This is a genomic window from Mesorhizobium sp. M4A.F.Ca.ET.022.05.2.1 (assembly GCF_003998845.1).
In the GTDB taxonomy this organism is placed as follows: domain Bacteria; phylum Pseudomonadota; class Alphaproteobacteria; order Rhizobiales; family Rhizobiaceae; genus Mesorhizobium.
On the sequence record NZ_RZOJ01000607.1, the window covers coordinates 1 to 2,531 of the forward strand.

Below are 2,531 nucleotides of genomic sequence, written 5' to 3' on the forward strand. Positions count from 1 at the left end.
TCCTCGGCCTGGTCGACAGCGGTGTAGGCGGCGGCAGAGACGACGACATCGGGCCTCGATGCCGCCGCCTACACCGCTGTCGACCAGGCCGAGGACGAGAAGGAAATGGCCTTTGCGGTGAACGCCACCGGGGCCGGTGCCGTCGCCGGGGCGGCGGCGCGGCTTGGCGTTCCCATCATCCATCTTTCGACCGACTACGTCTTCGACGGCACCAAGGACGGCGCCTATGTCGAAACCGACGCCACCGCGCCGCTCAATGCCTATGGCGCTTCGAAGCTTGCCGGCGAACAGGCGGTGGCGGCGGCCAATCCGCGTCATCTGATCCTGCGCACGGCGTGGCTCTATAGCCCTTTCGGCAGGAACTTCGTCGAGACCATGCTGAGGTTGGCCCGCGATCGAGACGAGATCGCGGTGGTGGCCGATCAGTGGGGAAACCCCACCTCGGCGTTCGATATCGCCGCCGCTATCCTGCACGCGGCGGCAAGGCTCGATCGCGACAGGGATTTTGATGACTTTGGCATTTACCATCTGACGGGAGCCGGCGAGGCCAACTGGAGCGGTTTTGCCCGCCAGATCCTGGAGATGAGCCGCGCGCACGGCGGGCCGCACGCGCGGGTGCGCGACATCGCCACCGGCGACTATCCGACCAAGGCTCGACGCCCCCAAAATTCGCGCCTGTCAACGGCGAGGTTCGGGAGCACCTTCGCCTGGCAGGCGCCGGACTGGCGGCTGTCCGCACAAAGGGTGGTGTCTCGTTTGCTGGGACAGGCAAAAGGCGATGCCGGTGGATCCGTCGCCGGCCCGGGCCAGCGGTAGCGAACTCTAATGTTGCGCCCCCGACTGTCCAGTCCGGCGGAGTCCGCGCAAGCAGATCAAGTCGCCGACGGGAAGTATGCAGGCATTCAATCCTGCGTGCTTCCAAAAAAATATATGGCGATGATCTCAACTCCACGCTATGCGATAACGGGGTGAAGGGGCTGGGGAATGGCGCTCTGGATCGGCGCAGGATGATGATCTGTCCGGCGCCAGTCTAGTGGCCATGTCTTCGTGCCTGGAGTTCAGTACTACCCAATGACATCCTATGTAGAAGCCGTGTCCGGACTTCGGCCGAAGATGCGGCGTGCTATCATCATGCTTCAGGACATCATCATGGTCCTGATCGCGGTGGCGCTCAGCCTGGTTTTGTCACAGTCGAAGCTGTCGTTCGACGCGTTCTCTTATGGCGGGCTGGCCTGCTGGGCGGTCATCGTGCTGATTGCCCATCTGCTGTTCAGATACTGCGGCCTTTACAACACCGTTTGGCGATTCGCCTCGACACCCGATTTCTTCAACATCCTCAAGGGCTGCGGAATCCTGACGGTAGTCCTCTATTTGTCCTCGCTCGCCTTCCGCTCCTTCCAGCCCGTCACCGGCCTCAACGAGCGTCAGTTCATCGTCTTTTTCCTCGTCTCCTTCACCATCATTTCCGCGCCCAGGCTCTACTACCGGTTCCTGCGCGACGGCGCGAGTTGGCGCATCCTCGGTCGCAGGAATGGCGGAGGCGACGCGCGGATCAAGCAGGCGCTGTTCATCGGCAGGTTGAGCGAGGTCGACGTGATCATCCGTTTCACGCGCACCGCGCAACCTACCGAATATGCCATCGCCGGCATCATGGCGATCGAGGGTGGAGCGCCACTGGGCACGCAGATCCAGGGCGTTCCGGTAGTGGCCGCCCGCCCGCGGCTGGTCGAAGTGCTCGAGGAATACGCCAGGGGCACGGAAAATATCGACCTGCTTATCTTTGGCAATGGCGCCGAACGCGAGATCGAGGAGTATTCGGAGCTTGTTCGCGTCGCCCGCCACAGCGGCATCGCCGTCGTCCAATTCTCGGGCTTCTCGGAACTTGGGCAAGGCGGCAAGCTTGTGCTCGACGCCGTCGAGATGGAAACCATCCTGCGTCGCTCGACCGTGCCGCCCGACATCGAACGCATCGGCGCCTTCGTCAGCGGCAAACGCGTGCTTGTCACCGGGGGCGCCGGCTCCATCGGCCGCATCCTGGTCAAGCGCTCGCTGGAACTCGGCGCGGAGGCCGTTCTGGTCGCCGACATTTCGGAATTCGGCATCTTCCAACTCGACCAGTCCATCGGCGAAAAGGACCACGATCGACTGAAGAGCCGCATCGTCGACGTCACCGACCGGCGCCAGATGACACGCGTCGTCAGCGAATTCATGCCGTCCATCATCTTCCATGCAGCGGCGCTGAAGCACGTGCCGCTGCTTGAGGAGAACTGGGAATCCGCGATCCAGACCAATATCTTCGGCACGCTCGCCTGCGCCGAGGTTGCCGCCAAATGCGGGGTCCCGCAGTTCCTTTTGATCTCGAGCGACAAGGCGGTGGACCCGACCTCGGTGCTCGGCATCACCAAGAGAGCGGCCGAGCAGATCGTGAGCTCACTCCACGAAACGCAGGCTGTCGGGCAGGGCGGACGCCGCGCCGGTACCAAATTCATCGCCGTGCGCTTCGGCAATGTGTTCGGCTCCAACGGTTCGGT

The 2,531-nt window shown here is 63.1% G+C and carries 1 protein-coding gene and 1 pseudogene; both read left to right on the plus strand.

Annotation, left to right across the window (positions count from 1 at the left end; translation table 11 throughout):
• Positions 1-60: 60 nt before the first annotated feature.
• A pseudogene (rfbD, locus tag EN745_RS33495) lies at positions 61-816 on the plus strand (dTDP-4-dehydrorhamnose reductase); the annotation flags it as partial.
• A 297-nt stretch (positions 817-1,113) separates the two neighbouring features.
• The coding region (locus tag EN745_RS33500; RefSeq protein WP_145992292.1) for an SDR family NAD(P)-dependent oxidoreductase at positions 1,114-2,531 on the plus strand (1,418 nt) is incomplete at its 3' end.